Source organism: Nocardia mikamii NBRC 108933, assembly GCF_001613505.1.
In the GTDB taxonomy this organism is placed as follows: domain Bacteria; phylum Actinomycetota; class Actinomycetes; order Mycobacteriales; family Mycobacteriaceae; genus Nocardia; species Nocardia mikamii.
On record NZ_BDCM01000008.1, the window covers coordinates 209,213 to 228,175 of the forward strand.

Below are 18,963 nucleotides of genomic sequence, written 5' to 3' on the forward strand. Positions count from 1 at the left end.
TCACTCATGGGGTTCCTCCCGTTGGATGCGCACGCGGTGACCGAGGGGGGTGGTGAGCCGGGCGTTGACCGTCGAGTCCGCCGAATTCCACGGCAGCCAGGCGACACGATCGGGCATCTCGGTGATGTCGAGCGGCAGCACGATGCGGCCGTGACCGGTGCTGATCCGCACCGAATCGCCGGTGGTCGCGCCGATTTCGGCCGCGGTGGCCGGCGACAGCCGCAGGACCGGCCGGCGGGCGGTGCCGGCGAGATTCGGTTCGCCGTCCTGCATGCGGCCGTTGTCGAGCAACATGCGCCAACCGGCGAGGACGGCGGTGCCGGTTTCGGTCTCCGGGAGCGCGGCCGACGGATACGCCGGCGGCTGGGGCCGGGGCCCGTCCCACGCGCCCAGGGCGTCCAGTTCCGCGCGGGCCGCGTCGACCGTCGGCAAGCCCAGTCGCACACCCATCTCGTCGGCCAGCGAATGCAGCACGCGATGATCGGCCAGCGGCGCCGCCTGCCGACGTACGGTCGCATCGCCGAGGGCGGCGTCGAACGGCCGGGGCCTGCCCTCCCAGGTGAGATAGGTTCCCGACTTCTCCATGGCCGAGGCGACCGGGAACACCACATCGGCGTGCTCGGTGACCTGACTGTGCCGCAATTCCAGACTGACCACGAAGGCGGCGGCCTCGACGGCGGCCAGGGCGGCGCGGGGGTCGGGCAGATCGGCGATCTCCACACCGCCGACCAGCAGGGCGCCCGGGTGGCGGCCGGCGTCGAGCATCGCGGCGGTATCGCGTCCCGGTGCGGTCGGCAGTTCGTCGACTTGCCAGACCCGCTGAACCTGTTGGCGTGCATGAGCATTGGCGATCGGACGTCCACCCGGCAGCAGGTCGGGCAACGCACCCGCCTCGAGCGCACCACGTTCGCCGGCGCGGCGCGGCACCCAGGCGAGGGCGGCGCCGGTGGTCTCGGCCAGCGCCGCCACCGCCGACAGCGCGCCGGGCAGCGCGGCCAGCCGCTCGCCGGCCAGGATCACCGCACCGCGACGGCGTAGCGCGCGGGCGAGTTCGTCGAGTCCCGGCGGATCGGGCGGGCATTCGTATCCGGCGCCCGCGACCGCCAGCGCCTGCAGCAGCCGCGCTTCGTCGCCGGGCACGGTGGGGATCCACCGGCCCGATATCCGGTTCAGGCCCCGGCTCGCATAGGCGGCCAGCGAATAGATCGCGGTCGCGGATGTGCGGGCGGCCTTGCGCAACCGCAGATGCAGGATCGGGCATTCCTCTTCGGGTTCGAGACCGGCGAGCAGGACGACCGGCGCCGAATCCAGCGCGCCGTAGTCCACCCGCACGCCCTGCCCGGCGATGGCCGCCGCCAGGAATTCGGCCTCCTCCGCGGAATGGGCGCGGGCGCGGAAGTCGATGTCGTTGGTGCCCAGCGCGATACGCGCGAATTTGGCGTACGCGTAGGCGTCCTCGACGGTGGCACGGCCGCCCACCAGCACTCCGGCGTGGCCGCGGGCGGCGGCCAGGCCCGCACCGGCTCGCGCGAGCGCCTCCGACCACGAGGCGGGAACGAGCGCGCCGCTGTCGTCACGGATCAGGGGAGTGGTGATCCGGTCGGGTTCGCTCGCGTAGGCGAAGGCCCAGCGCCCCTTGTCGCAATTCCATTCCTCGTTGACCTGCGGATCGTCACCGGCCAAGCGGCGCAGCACTTTCCCACGGCGGTGGTCGGTGCGCTGGGCGCATCCCGCGGCGCAGTGCTCGCACACCGCCGGGCTCGACACCAGGTCGAAGGGGCGCGCGCGGAAGCGGTAGGTGGTGCCGGTGAGGGCGCCGACCGGGCAGATCTGGACGGTGTTGCCGGAGAAGTAGGAGTCCATCGGCTCGCCGTCGGCGATCCCGACCTGCTGCAGTGCGCCGCGGTCCATCAGTTCGATGAACGGATCACCGGCGATCTGCTGTGAGAACCGGGTGCAGCGTGCGCACAGGACACACCGCTCCCGATCCAGCAGCACCGCCGGCGAGAGCGGAATCGGTTTGGGGTAGGTGCGTTTCACTCCCTCGAAGCGCGATTCGGGCCGACCGCTGGATATCGCCTGGTTCTGCAACGGGCATTCACCGCCCTTGTCGCACACCGGGCAGTCCAGCGGATGGTTGATCAGCAGCAGTTCCATCACCCCGGTTTGCGCCTTCTGCGCGGCCGGCGAACTGATCTGGGTGTGGGCGATCATGCCGTCGGCGACGGCCATCGTGCAGGAGGCGACCGGTTTGCGTTGCCCTTCCACCTCGACCAGGCACTGCCGGCAGGCCCCGACCGGATCGAGCAGCGGATGGTCGCAGAACCGGGGGATCTGGATTCCGACGAGTTCGGCCGCGCGGATCAGCAGCGTTCCGGCGGGCACGGCGATCGTCGTGCCGTCGATGGTGACGGTGACCAGATCCTGTGGAATGACGCCACTGCTGTCGTGGCTGACTGTCGCGGTCATCGCACTCCTTCGGCAGGCGTCGCTGCGGTGCCGGCCGTGGAGGCGGCCCAGGCGGTCGAGCGAGCGGGATCGAACGGGCACCGGCCCAGCCGGATGTGTTCGGTGTATTCGTCGCGAAAGTATTTGAGGGAGGACACGATCGGGCTCGCCGCACCGTCGCCGAGGGCGCAGAACGATTTGCCGTTGATGTTGTCGGCGATATCGAGCAGGGTGCCCAAGTCGGCCTCGGTTCCGCCGCCGGACTCCAGTCGCTGCAGCAGTTGCACCAGCCAGTAGGTGCCTTCCCGGCAGGGTGTGCATTTTCCGCAGGATTCGTGGGCGTAGAACTCGGTCCAGCGCAGGACCGCGCGCACCACGCAGGTGGTGTCGTCGAAGATCTGTAATGCCTTGGTGCCCAGCATGGATCCGGCCGCGCCCACGTTTTCGTAGTCGAGGGGCACATCGAGGTGTTCGGCGGTGAACAGGGGAGTGGAAGAGCCGCCGGGGGTCCAGAACTTCAGGGTGTGCCCGGCGCGCACACCGCCGGCGTGTCCGAGGAGTTCGCGCAGCGTCACACCGAGGGGCGCCTCGTACTGGCCCGGCCGGGTGACGTGTCCGGACAGCGAATACAGGGTGAAGCCGGGCGATTTCTCCGAACCCATCGAACGAAACCATTCGACGCCGTTGGTCATGATGGCCGGCACGCTCGCGATCGACTCCACATTGTTGACCACCGTCGGGCACGCGTACAGGCCGGCGACGGCGGGGAAGGGCGGGCGCAGGCGAGGCTGGCCGCGGCGGCCCTCGAGCGAATCCAGCAGGGCGGTTTCCTCGCCGCAGATGTAGGCGCCGGCACCGGCGTGCACGATCAGGTCGAGATCGAAGCCGGAGCCGAGGATGTCGCGGCCCAGATAGCCTGCGGCATAAGCCTCCTCGACCGCGGTCTGGAGCCGGCGCAGCACCGGTACGACTTCCCCGCGCAGATAGATGAACGCATGGGCGGCGCGGATGGCATAGGCGGCGATGATGGCGCCTTCGACCAGCACATGCGGAGTCGCCAGCATCAACGGGATGTCCTTGCAGGTGCCGGGTTCGGATTCGTCGGCGTTGACGACCAGGTAGTGCGGCTTACCTGCTGCCGGCGACCCTTCGGGATCCTGCGGGATGAACCCCCATTTCATGCCGGTGGGAAATCCGGCACCGCCGCGGCCGCGCAGTCCGGCGTCTTTCACCGTGGCGATGACCTCGTCGGGATGCATGCCCAGGGCACGGGACAAGCCGCGATAACCGTCGTGTGCCCGGTAGGTGTCGAGGGTCCACGACCGCGGCTGATCCCAGTAGCGGGTGAGTACGGGCGCCAGCGTCATCACCGTTCCCCCTGTTCGGTGTCCGAACCATGCTGCGGCGCAGCGGGTGTCGATGGTTCGATTGCCGCGCGCAGTCCGGCGAGCGTGGGTTCTCCGGGGGCACCGTCGTTGGCGTCGGGCCGCCGGTCCGGGAATCCGGCGAGAATGCGGGCGGTATCGCGGAAGCTGCACAGGGGCGCGCCGCTGCGCGTGCCGGTGACCTCGCGTCCGGATCGCAGCGCGTCGGCGAGCGCGCGGGCCGACTCCGGGGTCTGGTTGTCGAAGAATTCCCAGTTCACCATGACGACCGGGGCGTAATCGCAGGCGGCGTTGCACTCGAGATGTTCGAGCGTGATCGTCCCGTCCGCGGTCGTTTCGCCCGCGTCGATCTCCAGATGCCGGGTCAGTGCGGCCAGGATCTCGTCGCCGCCCATGACCGCGCACAACGTGTTGGTGCAGACTCCGACGTGATAGTCGCCGGTCGGCGTGCGGCGATACATCGAGTAGAAGGTCGCGACCGCGGTCACTTCGGCGTCGGTGAGCCCGAGTTGTTGGGCACAGAACGCGATCCCGGTGCCGCTGACATAGCCTTCGACGCTCTGCACCAGATGCAGCAACGGCAGCAGCGCCGAGCGCGACTGCGGATAGCGGTCGATGATCTCGCGGGCCTCCGCTTGCAGATTCTCCTGCACCTGCGGGGGATAGGGGACCGGCCGCCGCGACAACTGCAGCAGGATCGGATCGCGACCGGTCGCGGTCGCGGGAATCGGTTCGGCTGTCATCGATCGACACCACCCATCACCGGGTCGATGCTGGCCACGGAGGCGATCACGTCGGCGACCATGCCGCCTTCGCACATCGCCGCCACGGCCTGCAGATTCGTGAACGAGGGATCGCGGAAATGCACACGATAGGGCCGGGTTCCGCCGTCGGAGACCATGTGGACACCGAGTTCGCCGCGGGGGGACTCCACCGAGGCATACACCTGGCCGGGCGGCACCCGCATGCCCTCGGTGACGAGTTTGAAGTGGTGGATCAGCGCCTCCATCGAGGTGCCCATGATGGTGCCGATATGTTCGGCGGAATTGCCCAGTCCGTCGGGCCCGAGTTCCAAATCCGCCGGCCACGCGATCTTCTTGTCCGACACCATGACCGGGCCGGGACGGAGTTTGTCGAGGCACTGCTCGACGATCTTCAGCGACTCCTTCATCTCCTTGATGCGGATCAGGTAGCGGCCGTAACAGTCGCATCCGGTATCGGTCATGACGTCGAACTCGTAGCCCTCGTAGCCGCAGTACGGCTGCGACTTGCGCAGATCGTGCGGCAGCCCGGTGGAACGCAGGACCGGTCCGGTCACTCCCAACGCCATACACGAGGCCAGGTCGAGATAGCCGATGCCGCGGGTGCGGGCCTTGAAGATCGGGTTCTCGTTGAGCAGCAACTCCATATCGCGCAGCCGTTTCGGCATGAGCGCCAGCAGGTCTCGGATCTTGCCCACCGCATCGGCCGGCAGATCCTGCGCCAGCCCGCCGGGGCGGATGTAGGCGTGATTCATCCGCAGTCCGGTGACGTTTTCGAAGATGTCGAGGATCAGTTCGCGTTCGCGGAAGCCGAACAGCATCGGTGTCAGGGCGCCGAGTTCCATACCGCCGGTGGCCAGCGCCACCAGATGGGAGGAGATGCGGTTGAGCTCCATCAGCATGACGCGAACGATGTTCACTCGTTCGGGGATATCGCCGGTGATGCCGAGCAGCTTCTCCACCGCCAGGCAGTAGGCGGTCTCGTTGAACAGCGGGGACAGATAGTCCATCCGGGTCACGAACGTGACGCCCTGCACCCAGTTGCGGAATTCCAGATTCTTCTCGATCCCGGTGTGCAGGTAGCCGATTCCGCAGCGCGCCTCGGTGACCGTCTCGCCCTCGATCTCGAGGATCAGCCGCAGCACGCCGTGCGTGGAGGGATGCTGCGGTCCCATATTGACGACGATCCGCTCCTCTGCGGCGCCGGCGAGGGCCTCGCGCACATCGTCCCAGTCCTGTCCGACGACCGTGACCGCCGGGCTTTCGGCCACCGGATCCGTTGCGGCGTCGGTGATGTCGGTGTGATTCATCAGCTGTAGGTCCTCCGCTGGTCCGGCGGCGGAATTCGCGCGCCCTTGTATTCGACCGGGATCCCGCCGAGCGGGTAGTCCTTGCGCTGCGGATGTCCACGCCAGTCGTCGGGCATCATGATGCGCGTCAGCGACGGGTGACCGTCGAAGACGATGCCGAAGAAGTCGTAGGTTTCGCGCTCGTGCCAGTCGGTGGTCGGATATACCGAGAACAGCGAGGGCATATGCGGATCCGAATCCGGTACCGACACCTCGATCCGCACCCGGCGGTTGTGTGTGATCGATAGCAGGTGGTAGGCGGCGTGCAGTTCGCGGCCCGTGTCGTCGGGGTAGTGCACGCCGTTCACGCCGAGACACAGTTCGAAGCGCAACGCCGCGTCGTCGCGCAGCGCACGTGCCACCTCGACGACCCGCTCGCGCCGCACGTGCAGGGTCAGTTCTCCGGAGAAGACCACGATCTTCTCGATCGCGGCGCGAAACGCCTCGTCTCCCACCGACTCCGCCAGCGCGGCGACCACCTCGTCGAAATAGGAACCGTAGGGCGCGGGGGTGCTCCCGGGCAGCGTGACGGTCCGCACCAGCCGCCCGTATCCGGAGGTGTCACCGGTGCCCCGGACGCCGAACATGCCGCGGCGCACGCCGATGACCTCGTCGTCGGGCCGGTCGGACGAGGGGCCGCGCGATTCTGGTTCGATCGCCGGTTCGTCTGCCGGGCCGGGTGCGCTTGTGCCGGAGGAGGATTCGATATCCGCTGAGCTGTCGGGGGGATCGCCGGCGCTGCGGGGTGCGTCCAGGCTCATCGCAGCAGGCCCTCCATCCGGATCGTGGGGGTGGAGGCGAGTGCGGCGGCCTCGGCCGCGCGCACGGCCTCGGCGCGGTCGACACCCAGCGGCATCTCCTGGATCTTCTCGTGCAGTTTCAGGATCGCGTGCAACAGCATCTCCGGGCGCGGCGGGCAGCCGGGCAGGTAGATGTCCACGGGCACAACATGATCGACGCCCTGCACGATGGCGTAGTTGTTGAACATGCCGCCGGAGGAGGCGCACACCCCCATCGCAAGCACCCATTTGGGTTCGGTCATCTGGTCGTAGACCTGGCGCAGCACGGGCGCCATCTTCTGGCTGACCCGGCCGGCGACGATCATCAGATCCGCCTGCCGGGGGGAGGCGCGGAAGACCTCCATCCCGAAGCGGGCGCTGTCGAAGCGACCGGCCCCCGTGGCCATCATCTCGATCGCACAGCAGGCCAGCCCGAACGTCGCGGGCCACAGCGAGCCCTTACGCAGGTATCCGGCGAACTGTTCGACCGTGCTCAGCAGGAAGCCGCTGGGCAATTTCTCCTCGAGCCCCATCTCGGATCAACTCTCACTTCCGTGTGCGAATCCTCGGTCCCGGCGGACGCCGGGACGACGGGTTGGGTATGCGGTGCCGGCGGGCCGATCGGCCCGCCCGCGTTCAGTCCCAGCTCAGGCCGCCGCGCCTCCACTCGTAGGCGTAGGCGACCGAGACGTTGAAAATGAACAGCGCCATGGCCGCCAACCCGAAGACGCCGAGGGCATCGAAGTGCACCGCCCACGGATACAGGAATACGATCTCGATGTCGAAGATGATGAACAGCATCGCGGTGAGGTAGTACTTCACCGGAAAACGTTGTCCCGCAGCATTTCCCGGCCCGCCGGCGATGGCGTGCGGGGTGGGTTCGATACCGCATTCGTAGGCTTCGAGTTTGGCGCGGTTGTAGCGTTTGGGCCCGATCACGGCCGCCAGCAACACCGATCCCAGCGCGAACGCGGCAGCGATCGCACCGAGTACAAGAGTCGGCACCTGGGTATTCACAACGGCACAACCCCTCTCCCTCGCCGGCAACTGCCGAGGCGGGGCTGACGTCGTCGTCTGCCGGGCCAGTCTCACCCCGAAGCGCAGCTCGAGCGCGAGCGCGGAACGACAGGGCAGGCAGGGCGCCATTCATATCAACAGCCACGCTCGTGTGAGCTACAGCACAGCCTACAACCGTTCTTTCTGAATACTCGTGGTTCCGCCCCGGTGTTTGATCGAATTCGGAACTGTCACTTATGACCGAAGCAGCGCAATGGTCTCCCCGTGGCCGGGCGCGCCGCGCCTGCCCGGGCGCGCGAAAACGGTCGGCCGACGAGATGTCGGCCGACCGTGAAAAGCGCTGATCAGGCGGCGGGGCGGGCGTTCAGAGCAGTGGTGACCGCCGAGGTGAGCTGGAACGGGTCCAGCGGATGGGCGGCCGCGGCCTCGGCCCGGGACCAGGCGGCCAGCCAGGCATCGTCGGCCCTGCCGGTCAGGACCACGATGGGCGGGCACTCGGCGATCTCGTCCTTGAGCTGCTTGGCCAGCCCCATCCCCCCGGTGGGCGTGGCCTCCCCGTCGAGAATGGCCAGGTCGATGCCGCCGACGTCGAGCTGCTCGATCACCACCGGCGCGGTGGCGGTCTCGCGGTAGTCGAACGGCGGCAGGTCGGGATGCGGATGCTTCCCCAGCGCCAGGATCACCTGGCGGCGGGTGTCGGCATCGCTGCTGTATACGAGAACCCGCAGCGCGGGACGGTTCGCATCGGCCACCTTTCGGATGCTACGTCCATCCGGCCGGGTGCGGTGGCAGCTTCGGCGGCAACGGTCCCCGCGCCGGGCGTGGCGCCCGCGCGGCGACTTCACCGCGAGGTTGATCGTGCCGATCGGAATCGTTGCTGGTCACCGCGGAGAAAACGCGCGATCCTTATAAGCGGCGGCAGTTCGGCGGCAGAACTGTCCCGGCAGGGCGTAACAACGACAGGCTCGACAGGGCGGTGGACGATGCGAATTTCGGAGGTTTTGCGCAGCAAGGGCGCCGATGTGGTGACGATCGCGCCGGAGGCGACGGTCGGGCGATTGCTGGCCGTGCTGGCCGAACACAACGTCGGCGCGGTGGTGGTGTGTGGTGCGGGCGGCGCACTGGACGGGATCGTGTCGGAGCGGGATGTGGTCCGCTGCCTGCACAGACAGGGCGCACAGCTGCTGACCCGGCCGGTGTCCGAGATCATGACCGCGATCGTGCACACCTGTTCGCCGGTGGATCGGGTGGAGAGTTTGCGGGCGACGATGACCGAACACCGGATCCGGCATCTGCCGGTCGTCGATCACGGGCGAATGGTCGGAATCGTCAGCATCGGCGATGTGGTCAAGAGCGCGATCTCGGAATTGGAGGACGAGCGCGAACACCTCGAGCACTATCTGCAGGGTTGAGCCTCCGGCTCGACCGGCGGGGAGACGGTGCCCGTGACAGGCGTGAAATGACCGTGCCCGGGTCCGGCGGGACCCGGGCACGAGGTCGGTGCCGGTGAATCAGGCCAAGCCCCACGCCTGCGGCAGGTAGGTGACGGCGGCGAGGGAGGTCACCGTATCGGCCAGATTCGATACGGCGGAACCGGCGGCGAGGATCGGCACGAAACAACTCCATTCTGCGGGAACACATCCTCGTCGACGGTAGAGCCGCTGCACCGGGCCGGTAACGTTCTGGAGACGGCCGCGACTCGCCGAATTCGTCATTGCCGCACGGTGATTGGATATTCACCGGTTCGTAACCGTGAAAAGCGATAGGTACGCGGCGTTTTCGGAGCAGAATTCCCTCGGGCGGTTCGTTCGGAACCACGAGGTCGCCGATGCCGGAATCGGGTGTATCGGGTGGGGTTCGAGACGTGCGCTGTCCCTCGGAACTCACTGCCCGGCGTTCGCGCTGTGGAGCGTTCCGAACGGCCGCCGACCACGTCACCATTGCGGGTGGTGGATCCAGCCGATTCGATCGGCGACCGATCGCGTATTAGGGTGCGTGGCACGCGCGCCGGATCGCTGGTCGGCGGCGCCGGACACGCCGCTCGATCCGAAGGACATTCATGCGCCGCATCGCATTCGCCGCGTCCCTGCTCGCCCTCGCCTGCGCCGTCGGAGCCTGCGGCGGATCCTCAGACGACCACGCGGCGAGCACGACCACGACATCTGCTGCGGCGCAATCGAGTTCGGTCGCCGCGGCGGGCGGTCAGGACTGTGGCGCGCAGCCCTGGCCTCGCCCGCTCCCCGACTTCCGCGGGAAGTCACTGGGGCAGACCGTCGTCGGTGCGGCGCTGTGCTTCGACATCACCGGTATCACGACCGCGGACGGCCGCGATGTGATGCACGATCCGGGCGCCGCGACGACGCCTTGGACGGTCACCGCCCAGCAGCCGGAGGCGGGGACGCCGGTCGCCGCGGACACCGCGGTCACGCTGACGGTCGACGTCCCGCACTGATCGCTACTTGCCGGCGGCGCGGGCCAGATGCTCCGGGTAGCGTGCCCCGGCGAAGGCCTCGGCCGGGGCAGCGGCCTCGATCCGCGCCAGATCCTCGGCGCTGAGCTCGATCTCGGTGGCCGCCACATTCTGCTCGAGGTAGGAGCGGCGCTTGGTGCCCGGGATCGGGACCACGTCGGCACCGCGTGACTGGACCCAGGCCAGCGCCAATTGCCCTGCGGTCACGCCCTTTTCCTCCGCCATCGCGCGCAGTTCGGCGACGACGGCGAGGTTGCGGTCGATGTTGTCGTCGGCGAATCGGGGCAGCGCGCGGCGCAGGTCGTCGGCGGGCAGATCGGCGGTCGAGGTGATCGAGCCGGTGAGGAAGCCGCGGCCGAGCGGGGAGAACGGCACGATCCCGATGCCGAGTTCACGGCAGGTGGGCAGGACTTCCTCTTCGATACCGCGCGTCCACAGCGACCATTCGCTCTGCAGCGCGGTCACCGGATGCACGGCATGCGCGCGCCGGATGGTCTCGGGCGAAGCCTCGGAGATGCCGAGGTAGCGGACCTTACCCGCGGTGACCAGCTCCGACAGCGCGCCCCAGGTCTCCTCGACCGGAACGTTCGGGTCGACGCGGTGCTGGTAGTACAGGTCGATGTGGTCGACGCCGAGCCGCTTCAGCGATTCGTCGCAGGACTGCGCGACGTAGGCGGCGTCGCCCCGGGCGCCCATGCTGCCGCCCTCGCCCCACACGATGCCGAATTTGGTCGCGAGGATCACCCGGTCGCGGCGGTCCGCGATGGCCCGGCCCACCAACTCCTCGTTCTCGCCGGCGCCGTAGACGTTCGCGGTGTCGAGCAGGGTCACCCCGAGGTCGAGGGCGCGGTGGATGGTGGCGATCGACTCCGCGTCGTTGTCGCGCACACCGTAGGCCTGGCTCATTCCCATGCAGCCGAGTCCTTGTGCGCCGACGGTCAATTCGCCGAGTTTCCTGGTCGCGATCATGCGAGCGGTCCTCCTGAGGTGCCATCGGTTCGAATGATGAGTCCTTGCGAACTCACGGCGCCGACGCTACGACTTGGAGTGCGCTCCAAGTCAAGCCGTCAGCGGGAACCGTCGTCGTCGAGCCGTGCGACCAGCACGGCCAATGCGTCGCCCAGGATGCGCCGCTGCTGCGCATCGATATCGTCGAGAGCGGCGGCGAAGCGTTGGATGCGGGCCGACGTCAGGCCGTTGACCAGTGATTTCGCCTGCTCGGTGACAGTCAGCAACTGGGCTCTGCCGTCGGCCGGGTCGGCGGTGCGTTCGAGATATCCGTACTTCTCCAGGCCCGACACGATGCGCGACATCGTGGGGGCGGTGACGTGTTCGGCGGCGGCCAGATCACCCAGGCGCATCGGGCCGCTGCGTACCAGGGTGCCCAGTGCCGCCGCCGAGCCGGGACTCAGCGAACCCAGGTCACCGGAGCGCCGCAGCAGGCGAGTGATCCGGCCGAGCGCGAAGTACAGATCCGCCGCTTCGGCAAGCTCCTCCGCGCTGCGTGCGCGCTCCTGCTGGATCATGGGCGTTGTCGCTCCTACGCGTGTGCTGGGACCGTCGGCAGCCGCACCGTCGGCGATATCCGATTCAGTAAGTATGCCTCTCCCGTCGATCGGGGAGCGTTCGGCCTGCTCATCGGCGCCGCGGCGGGATCCTGAGGACGCGCTCGACGGGAACAGGACGAGCGCGGCGGGACGGTTACACCGCCGGACGCCCTAAGCCGTGCCTGTGCCCCGAGTCGGCGAACCAGGCTTCGGTGTCGCGTCGGGGCCGGGCGACGCGGAGATCGCCGGCACCGGCCCGGTGGGATGATCGGTCACCGGACGGAAGGCTCGATCGCCCACCCGAGCCGGGTCGAGCATGTGCGCGACGAACAGGCGCGCGGCCGGCGTCGGTGTGCCGGTGGTCACCGCATGCCACGGCCGGTCCAGCGGCGTGCCCTCGACCGGGACGACGACCAGATTGCCCTGTGCCACATCGGCTTCCACCGCGTCGCTGTGGATCAGCGTGATCCCCAGCCCCTCTCGCGCGGCGGCCAGGACGGCGCCGTGGGTCCCGAGGGTGAGGGCGGGCGGGCGGATCTGCAGCCGGTCCAGCAGTGCCAGCGTGGTGTCGCGGGTGCCCGAGCCGGGGCCGCGCAGCAACCATGTCGCGGTGCGCGGATCATGGCATCGTCGCGGCGCTCCCACGACGACCAGGCGGCTGGGCCGGCGCGCCCGCACCACCAGCCCGGTGTCGCGCGGGGGGCGTCCGGCGATCACGAGATCGGTTTCGTGGTGCTGTAATTCGATGAACAGCAGATCACGCGGATGGATCGAGAGCCCCAGCTCGATGTCGGGATAGCGGTCGCGGAACGACACCAGCAGCCGTAGCAGTACGTATTCGCCGGCGGTGGCCACCACGCCGATCCGCAACCGGCCCGTTTCGGCGCGGCGGACCGCGGCATGCGCCTCCTTCATCAAACCCAGGATGCTGCGGCAGTATTCGGCATAGACCCGCCCTGCCTCGGTGAGTGTGATACCGCGTCCGGATTTCGCGATCAATTTCGCGCCGAGCTGCTTTTCGATATGCGCCACCGCCGCCGATGCCGCCGCCTCGGTGATGTGCAGTTGCGCAGCCGCGCGCCGAATGCTGTTGTGCCGGGCCACAACCAGAAACGTTTCCATTCGGACCGCACTCACCGTTCCCATCTACAGACGGTAGCAAACTCAACGATTCGGTTGAGCGAGACCGGAAACAATCGAATTGTCCCCGCCGGGCCGTGCCCGCATCCTGAATCTGCGCACGCGCCGCACCGTCCCGGGAGGTGTGGCGGACGAGAATCGCGCAGCGGCTCGCGACGCCGACCGGTTGCGGGTGTCCCGCAAGATACAGGAGGACCGATGACCGACGAATCCACTCGTGACCGCTGGGATCCGGGCGTGCACTCGTATGCGTCCATGGGTTATTACGACGCCGATTACCAACCCTGCGATACCGATGTTCTGGCGGTGTTCCGGGTGACGCCGCAACCGGGGGTGGACCCGATCGAGGCGGCCGCCGCGGTGGCCGGCGAATCCTCCACTGCCACATGGACTGTCGTGTGGACCGACCGGCTCACCGCGCACGACCGCTACCGTGCCAAGTGTTACCGGGTCGAGGAGGTGCCGGGGCGGCCGGGGGAGTATTTCGCCTATATCGCCTACGACCTGGACCTTTTCGAAGAGGGCTCGATCACCAATCTCACCTCGTCGGTGATCGGCAATGTCTTCGGTTTCAAACCGCTCCAGGCGTTGCGGCTCGAGGACATGCGTATTCCGGTGGCCTATGTCAAGACCTTTCAGGGCCCGCCGCACGGAATCGTCATGGAACGCGAGTATCTGAACAAGTACGGCCGGCCGTTGCTGGGGGCGACCGTGAAGCCGAAACTCGGTCTCTCGGCGCGCAACTACGGGCGGGTGGTGTACGAGGCGTGTAAGGGCGGCCTGGATTTCACCAAGGACGACGAGAACATCAACTCGCAACCGTTCATGCGATGGCGCGATCGCTATCTGTTCGCCATGGAGGGCGTGAATCGCGCGACCGCTGAAACGGGAGAATTGAAGGGTCATTATCTCAATATCACAGCCGCCACGATGGAGGATATGTACGAGCGCGCGGAGTTCGCGAAATCGCTCGGCAGCGTGATCGTGATGATGGACCTCACCGTCGGCTACACGGCGATGCAGTCGATGTCGAAATGGGCGCGGCGCAACGGCATGCTGTTGCATCTGCACCGGGCCGGGCATTCGACCTTCACCCGGCAGAAGACCCACGGCGTCAGCTTCCGGGTGCTGGCCAAGTGGTGTCGGCTCATCGGCGTCGACCACCTGCACGCGGGCACCGTCATCGGCAAGCTCGAAGGGGACCCGCACACGGTCAAGGGTTTCTACGATACGTTGCGCGACAACCACATTCCTGCCAACCCGCGCAACGGCATCTTCTTCGACCAGGACTGGGCGAGTCTGCCCGGAGTGATGCCGGTGGCATCCGGTGGAATCCACGCGGGCCAGATGCATCAACTGCTGGATCTCTTCGGTGACGACGCGATCCTGCAGTTCGGCGGCGGCACCATCGGACATCCGATGGGTATCGCCGCGGGCGCCGAGGCCAATCGGGTCGCCCTGGAGGCGATGGTCAAGGCACGCAACGAAGGCCGCGATCTGCTGAAGGAGGGCCCCGACGCCCTGCGTGCCGCGGCCCGGACCTGCCCGGCGCTCGATGTGGCACTCGCGACCTGGGGTGATGTCACCTTCGACTACACCTCCACCGACGCCCCCGACGCCGTACCGACGGTCACCGCCTGACCGGCCGCCCGACGACACACAAGGAGACGCAATGCATCTGCGGCAAGGGACGTTCTCCCATCTGCCCGACCTGTCCGATACCGAAATCGGCGCTCAGATCCGCTACGCGCTGCTCAACAACTGGCCGGTCTCGATCGAGTACACCGACGATCCGCATCCACGCAACGTCTACTGGGAGATGTGGGGACTGCCGCTGTTCGACCTCGACGAACCCGACGGCGTGCTCGCCGAGGTGAACGCCTGCCGTTCGACGTTCCCGCACCACTACATCCGCGTCAACGCCTACGACGCGAGCTACGGCAGGCAGACGACGGCGCTGAGTTTCCTGGTGCAGCGGCCCGCCGACGAACCGGGCTTCCTGGTGGTGCGCACCGAGACCGAGGATCGGCGGCAGCACTACGGCCTGCGGTCCTACGCCACCGAGGTGCGCGCGGGCGCGCGCTACCGGGACTGACGCGATGGTGGACGGGAGGCAGGCGATGTCGGGCGGCACACAGGGCAGCGGATCGGGATTTCGGATGTACCGGCCGGGAGCGAGCGGTTCCGCGGGATCGGGAGCGAATCACACCGAGGCGCACGCGAATTCCGATCCGTCGGAGATCGCGCTGCCGGACGACGCGACGGTCGATCTGTCGACGGATCTGGCCGGCAAGAACGTCGAGGACACCCTCGCCCGGCTCGACGCGGAGCTGATCGGGCTGGCCACGGTCAAGAAGCGGGTGCGTGAGATCGCGGCGCTGCTGCTGATCGACCGGGCCCGGCAGCGGTTCGGACTGCAGGCCGACCGTCCCACCATGCATATGAGTTTCACCGGCGGGCCAGGCACCGGGAAGACGACGGTCGCGCTGCGGATGGCGGAGATGTTGCACGCCCTCGGCTACATCCGGAAACCGAAGGTGCACACCGTGACCCGCGACGACCTGGTCGGTCAGTTCATCGGCCACACCGCGCCCAAGACCAAGGAGGCGCTGGCCAAGGCCGCGGGCGGAGTGTTGTTCATCGACGAGGCGTACTACCTGTTCCGGCCGGAGAACGAGCGGGACTACGGACAGGAGGTGATCGAGATCCTGCTGCAGGAGATGGAGACCGAACGTTCCAGTCTGGTGGTGATCTTCGCCGGATATCCGGACCGGATGGAGACGTTCTTCTCCGCCAATCCCGGTTTGTCCTCTCGGGTGGCCCACCACATCGAATTCCTGGACTACACGCGCGAGGAACTGCTGGCCATCGCCGAGGTGATGGTGGCACAGCAGAATTTCCGATTCGGCGATTCGGCGGCGGCGGCCTTCGACGACTATCTGGCGGTGCGAATGGCGCGGCCGCGTTTCGCGAATGCGCGCAGTGTCCGCAATGCCGTGGACCGGTGCCGGCTGCGGCAGGCGAATCGGCTGGTGCAGGAGCATCGCCCGCTCGGCAAGGACGATTTGATGACGCTGACGACCGAAGACATCTACGGCAGCAGCGTTTTCGGCGACCGCGTCGGCGCCGCGGAGGAGGCGCCGGCATGCCCGACGGAATGAAAACCCTCACCCGCTACACGATCGAACAGGAACATCGGCATCCCGGTTCCTCGGGAGAGTTCTCCGCACTGCTCAATGTCGTGTCCACCGCGGCGAAGATCATCGCCAATCAGGTGACCCGTGGCCGCATCGTGGGTGCGCTGGATGAATCGGACGGCGCGGACCTTCCGCTGAGCCTGCATCGGCGCATGGACGCCATCGCCAACGACATCATGGTGGAGCAATCCGAATCCAGCGGGCCGTTGTCTGCACTGCTGTCGGAGCAGATGAACGGATTTCATCCGGTGGTGGGGGAGGTGCGGCGGGGCAAATACATGCTGGCCTTCGATCCGCTGGACGGGTCTTCGAATATCGATGTGAATCTGCCCGTCGGCACGATATTCAGTGTGTTGCGCGCACCGGAAGACGGGCGGGCGCCGCAGGCGGCGGATTTCCTGCAGCCGGGAGTGCGGCAGGTCTGTGCGGGATTCACGCTCTACGGCCCGGCGACGATGCTGGTTCTCACCACCGGCAGCGGAGTCGATGGGTTCACCCTCGATCGAGAGATCGGAGCATTCGTGCTCACCCACCCCCGCATGCGCATTCCCGAGGACACCTCGGGATTCGCGATCAACGCCGCCAACGAGCGGTTCTGGCAGCGCCCGGTGCGACGTTATGTGCACGAATGTCTCGACGGGGTCGACGGGCCGCGATCGCGCGATTTCAATATGCGCTGGGTGGCGTCACTGGTCGCCGACGCCTTCCACATCCTCACCCGTGGCGGGGTCTATCTGTATCCGTACGACACCCGTGATCCCGCCCGGCCGGGCCGGGTGTCGCTGCTGTACGGCGCCAATCCCATCGCCTTCGTGATCGAACAGGCCGGCGGCGCCGCGACCACCGGCCACGAACGGGTGCTCGAGGTGGTTCCCGCGCATCCGCATCAACAGATCCCGCTGGTTTTCGGATCGCGCAACGAGGTGCGCCGGATCGAGCGCTATCACCGTGAACCCGATGCCGGGCCGCCATTCGACGCGTCGTTGTTCGGTACCCGCACCCTGTTCCGACCGGCGCGCCATTGAACGCCGGCTGATCGAATCGAGATGTCATGTCGCGCAAACATCCCGTGGTCGCCATCACCGGTTCCTCCGGCGCGGGAACGACCAGCGTCACCCGGACCTTCCAGGAAATCTTCCGGCGGGAGGGCATCAATGCCGCGATCGTGGAGGGGGATTCGTTTCACCGCTACGATCGCGGCGGTATGCAGGTGGCGATGGCCGAAGCCGAAGCCGATCTGAATCTGCATTTCTCGCATTTCGGCCCGGAGGCCAATCTGCTCACCGAACTGGAGAGCCTGTTCCGCGATTACGGGCAATCCGGGGTCGGGTTGGTGCGCAAATATCTGCACGACGAGACCGAGGCCAAACCCTACGGACTGGAACCGGGCACCTTCACGCCGTGGGAAGAACTCGCCCCCGGCAGCGACCTGCTGTTCTACGAGGGCCTGCACGGCGCCGCGGTCACCGGCACGGTCGATGTGGCGCGCTACGCGGATCTGCTGGTGGGCGTGGTGCCGATCGTGAATCTGGAATGGATTCAGAAGGTCATCCGCGACAAGACCGAGCGCGGCTATTCCAGCGAAGCGGTGATCGATACGATCCTGCGGCGCATGCCCGACTATGTGAAGTACATCTGCCCGCAGTTCTCGCGCACCTATGTCAATTTCCAGCGGGTGCCGACGGTGGACACCTCGAATCCGTTCACCGCCCGCAGCATTCCGACCGCCGACGAAAGTTTCGTCGTGATCCGCTTCGCCGATCCGAAGGTGATCGATTTCCCGTATCTGCTGTCGATGCTGCACGATTCGTTCATGTCGCGTCCGAACTGCATCGTGGTGCCGGGCGGCAAGATGGATCTGGCGATGCAGCTGATCTTCACTCCGCTCATTCTGCGGTTGATGGACAAACGTCCCGGCCCGCGCGCATAACCGGTCATGAACACGGTGTTTCGACGCTCGCGCGCGACGACCTCGCGGAGTTGAATCGACGCTATGTGGTCGATGAATATGAGCGCCACGTGGGCCGCGGCGCGCCGGGATGCACCGGCTGCCGGATCCGGGCCGCTCCGGCAACTGGTCGAGGAATTCGCCGAGATCGAAATCGTGGACCGATCGATGACGCTGGCGGCCAAGATCTTCACCTGTGTGCTGCCCGTGATCATCGCCGGGTCCGTGTTCTCCCAGCTCGATCTGGCGACCCGCGCCATCGACGATCAGCTGGGACTGGACCGGACGACGTTCCGGTCCGCCTTCGGAGTCGTCGCGTCGACCGATCCGACATTCGCGGCGTTCGGGGTGGTCGGGCTGCTGATGGTCGTGATCAGTGGCGCGTCGTTCGCCAAAACTCTCGCGCGCATCTACGGCAAGCTCTGGGACGTGCCGGCGATCGGCCTGCGCGACGCATGGCGGTGGCCGGTGGTTCTGCTCGTCGTCGCATTCTCTGCCGCGACGATCGGGGCCGTGCGCCAACTCGCCGGGCTCCGCTATTTCGGACCGCCGCTCACCCTGGCCGGCGAGTTGCTGGTGTGGATGATCGTATGGACCCTCTGCGCGTACCTGCTCACCCTGGGGAAGCTGCGCGGGCGGGCGCTGTGGGCGACCGGGGCGCTGACGGCCATCGGATTGACCTCGGTCCGGGCCGGAGGACGCCTGGTGCTGCCGAAGGTCACCGCCTCCGCCCAGGCGAAGTTCGGGCTGCTCGGCCCGGTGTTCACCGCGATCAGTTGGCTTTTCGTGCTGTCGATCGTGGTGGTCGGGGCGGCGACGATCGCCAAGGTGCTGGTCCCCGGCCCGGCGCCCACCGAGGGGGAGGATGCCGAGCCGGGCGCTGAACCGTGACGGGTAATCCCCGCCCGCCGCTGCGCTATTT

Annotated in this window: 19 protein-coding genes; 8 read left to right on the forward strand and 11 right to left on the reverse strand. The window is 67.4% G+C overall.

All coding sequences use genetic code 11. From position 1 onward, the window contains the following. The 8 genes from NMI01S_RS11470 to NMI01S_RS11505 form a co-directional block, all read right to left on the reverse strand. A complete protein-coding gene (locus NMI01S_RS11470) occupies positions 1 to 2,469 on the reverse strand; it encodes an NADH-quinone oxidoreductase subunit G (protein WP_062996379.1) in 2,469 nt (822 codons plus the stop codon). Continuing rightward, positions 2,466 to 3,815, reverse strand: coding sequence for an NADH-quinone oxidoreductase subunit NuoF (nuoF, locus tag NMI01S_RS11475; protein ID WP_062996381.1), 1,350 nt, complete (start codon positions 3,813 to 3,815; stop codon positions 2,466 to 2,468). The genes NMI01S_RS11470 and nuoF overlap by 4 nt, the downstream gene beginning before the upstream one ends. After that, complete coding sequence (nuoE, locus tag NMI01S_RS11480; RefSeq protein ID WP_062996384.1) at positions 3,815 to 4,576, reverse strand: NADH-quinone oxidoreductase subunit NuoE; 762 nt, start codon at positions 4,574 to 4,576, stop codon at positions 3,815 to 3,817. Before nuoE ends, nuoF begins: the two co-directional genes overlap by 1 nt. Then, positions 4,573 to 5,904, reverse strand: coding sequence for an NADH dehydrogenase (quinone) subunit D (gene nuoD, locus NMI01S_RS11485; protein ID WP_062996387.1), 1,332 nt, complete (start codon positions 5,902 to 5,904; stop codon positions 4,573 to 4,575). Before nuoD ends, nuoE begins: the two co-directional genes overlap by 4 nt. Next, positions 5,904 to 6,530, reverse strand: coding sequence for an NADH-quinone oxidoreductase subunit C (locus tag NMI01S_RS11490; protein ID WP_062996464.1), 627 nt, complete (start codon positions 6,528 to 6,530; stop codon positions 5,904 to 5,906). Before NMI01S_RS11490 ends, nuoD begins: the two co-directional genes overlap by 1 nt. 170 nt (positions 6,531 to 6,700) lie before the next feature. After that, complete coding sequence (locus tag NMI01S_RS11495) at positions 6,701 to 7,255, reverse strand: NuoB/complex I 20 kDa subunit family protein (RefSeq protein ID WP_030514408.1); 555 nt, start codon at positions 7,253 to 7,255, stop codon at positions 6,701 to 6,703. A gap of 103 nt (positions 7,256 to 7,358) precedes the next feature. Continuing rightward, entirely contained in the window at positions 7,359 to 7,739 is a 381-nt protein-coding gene (locus NMI01S_RS11500) for an NADH-quinone oxidoreductase subunit A (protein WP_036501258.1), read from the reverse strand. Between the two features lie 344 nt (positions 7,740 to 8,083). Continuing rightward, entirely contained in the window at positions 8,084 to 8,491 is a 408-nt protein-coding gene (locus tag NMI01S_RS11505; RefSeq protein WP_157126131.1) for an Rv3143 family two-component system response regulator, read from the reverse strand. Positions 8,492 to 8,722: 231 nt separating this feature from the next. On the opposite strand from NMI01S_RS11505, the gene NMI01S_RS11510 reads away from it, so the two are divergent. Then, positions 8,723 to 9,151, forward strand: coding sequence for a CBS domain-containing protein (locus NMI01S_RS11510; protein WP_062996388.1), 429 nt, complete (start codon positions 8,723 to 8,725; stop codon positions 9,149 to 9,151). Positions 9,152 to 9,798: 647 nt separating this feature from the next. After that, positions 9,799 to 10,191 carry a PASTA domain-containing protein gene (locus tag NMI01S_RS11515; RefSeq protein ID WP_062996390.1) on the forward strand — a complete coding sequence of 131 codons (393 nt, stop codon included), beginning with the start codon at positions 9,799 to 9,801 and terminating at the stop codon, positions 10,189 to 10,191. Between the two features lie 3 nt (positions 10,192 to 10,194). On the opposite strand, the gene NMI01S_RS11520 is transcribed toward NMI01S_RS11515, so the two are convergent. The 3 genes from NMI01S_RS11520 to NMI01S_RS11530 all read right to left on the reverse strand — a co-directional run bounded on the left by NMI01S_RS11520 (position 10,195) and on the right by NMI01S_RS11530 (position 12,902). Further along, positions 10,195 to 11,178 (reverse strand): aldo/keto reductase, encoded by a 984-nt coding sequence (locus NMI01S_RS11520; protein WP_062996392.1) that lies wholly within the window; start codon positions 11,176 to 11,178, stop codon positions 10,195 to 10,197. 98 nt (positions 11,179 to 11,276) lie between these two features. Beyond that, complete coding sequence (locus tag NMI01S_RS11525) at positions 11,277 to 11,735, reverse strand: MarR family winged helix-turn-helix transcriptional regulator (RefSeq protein ID WP_062996393.1); 459 nt, start codon at positions 11,733 to 11,735, stop codon at positions 11,277 to 11,279. Positions 11,736 to 11,927: 192 nt separating this feature from the next. Continuing rightward, complete coding sequence (locus NMI01S_RS11530; RefSeq protein WP_245716816.1) at positions 11,928 to 12,902, reverse strand: LysR family transcriptional regulator; 975 nt, start codon at positions 12,900 to 12,902, stop codon at positions 11,928 to 11,930. Positions 12,903 to 13,094: 192 nt separating this feature from the next. Here NMI01S_RS11530 and NMI01S_RS11535 point away from each other — a divergent pair, with 192 nt between their 5' ends. The 6 genes from NMI01S_RS11535 (at position 13,095) to NMI01S_RS11560 (ending at position 18,932) form a co-directional block, all read left to right on the forward strand. Further along, entirely contained in the window at positions 13,095 to 14,537 is a 1,443-nt protein-coding gene (locus NMI01S_RS11535; protein WP_062996395.1) for a form I ribulose bisphosphate carboxylase large subunit, read from the forward strand. A 31-nt stretch (positions 14,538 to 14,568) separates the two neighbouring features. Further along, complete coding sequence (locus tag NMI01S_RS11540) at positions 14,569 to 14,991, forward strand: ribulose bisphosphate carboxylase small subunit (RefSeq protein ID WP_062996397.1); 423 nt, start codon at positions 14,569 to 14,571, stop codon at positions 14,989 to 14,991. A 25-nt stretch (positions 14,992 to 15,016) separates the two neighbouring features. Next, positions 15,017 to 16,057: an AAA family ATPase gene (locus NMI01S_RS11545; protein ID WP_062996468.1), complete on the forward strand. Its 1,041-nt coding sequence runs from the start codon at positions 15,017 to 15,019 to the stop codon at positions 16,055 to 16,057. After that, complete coding sequence (locus NMI01S_RS11550; RefSeq protein ID WP_062996399.1) at positions 16,042 to 17,118, forward strand: class 1 fructose-bisphosphatase; 1,077 nt, start codon at positions 16,042 to 16,044, stop codon at positions 17,116 to 17,118. The genes NMI01S_RS11545 and NMI01S_RS11550 overlap by 16 nt, the downstream gene beginning before the upstream one ends. A 26-nt stretch (positions 17,119 to 17,144) precedes the next feature. Then, the gene (locus NMI01S_RS11555; RefSeq protein WP_036501267.1) at positions 17,145 to 18,023 is read left to right on the forward strand and encodes a phosphoribulokinase; all 879 of its coding nucleotides are present in this window, start codon (positions 17,145 to 17,147) and stop codon (positions 18,021 to 18,023) included. A 78-nt stretch (positions 18,024 to 18,101) separates the two neighbouring features. Then, positions 18,102 to 18,932, forward strand: coding sequence for a hypothetical protein (locus NMI01S_RS11560; RefSeq protein ID WP_062996470.1), 831 nt, complete (start codon positions 18,102 to 18,104; stop codon positions 18,930 to 18,932). The last annotated feature ends 31 nt before the right edge of the window (positions 18,933 to 18,963 follow it).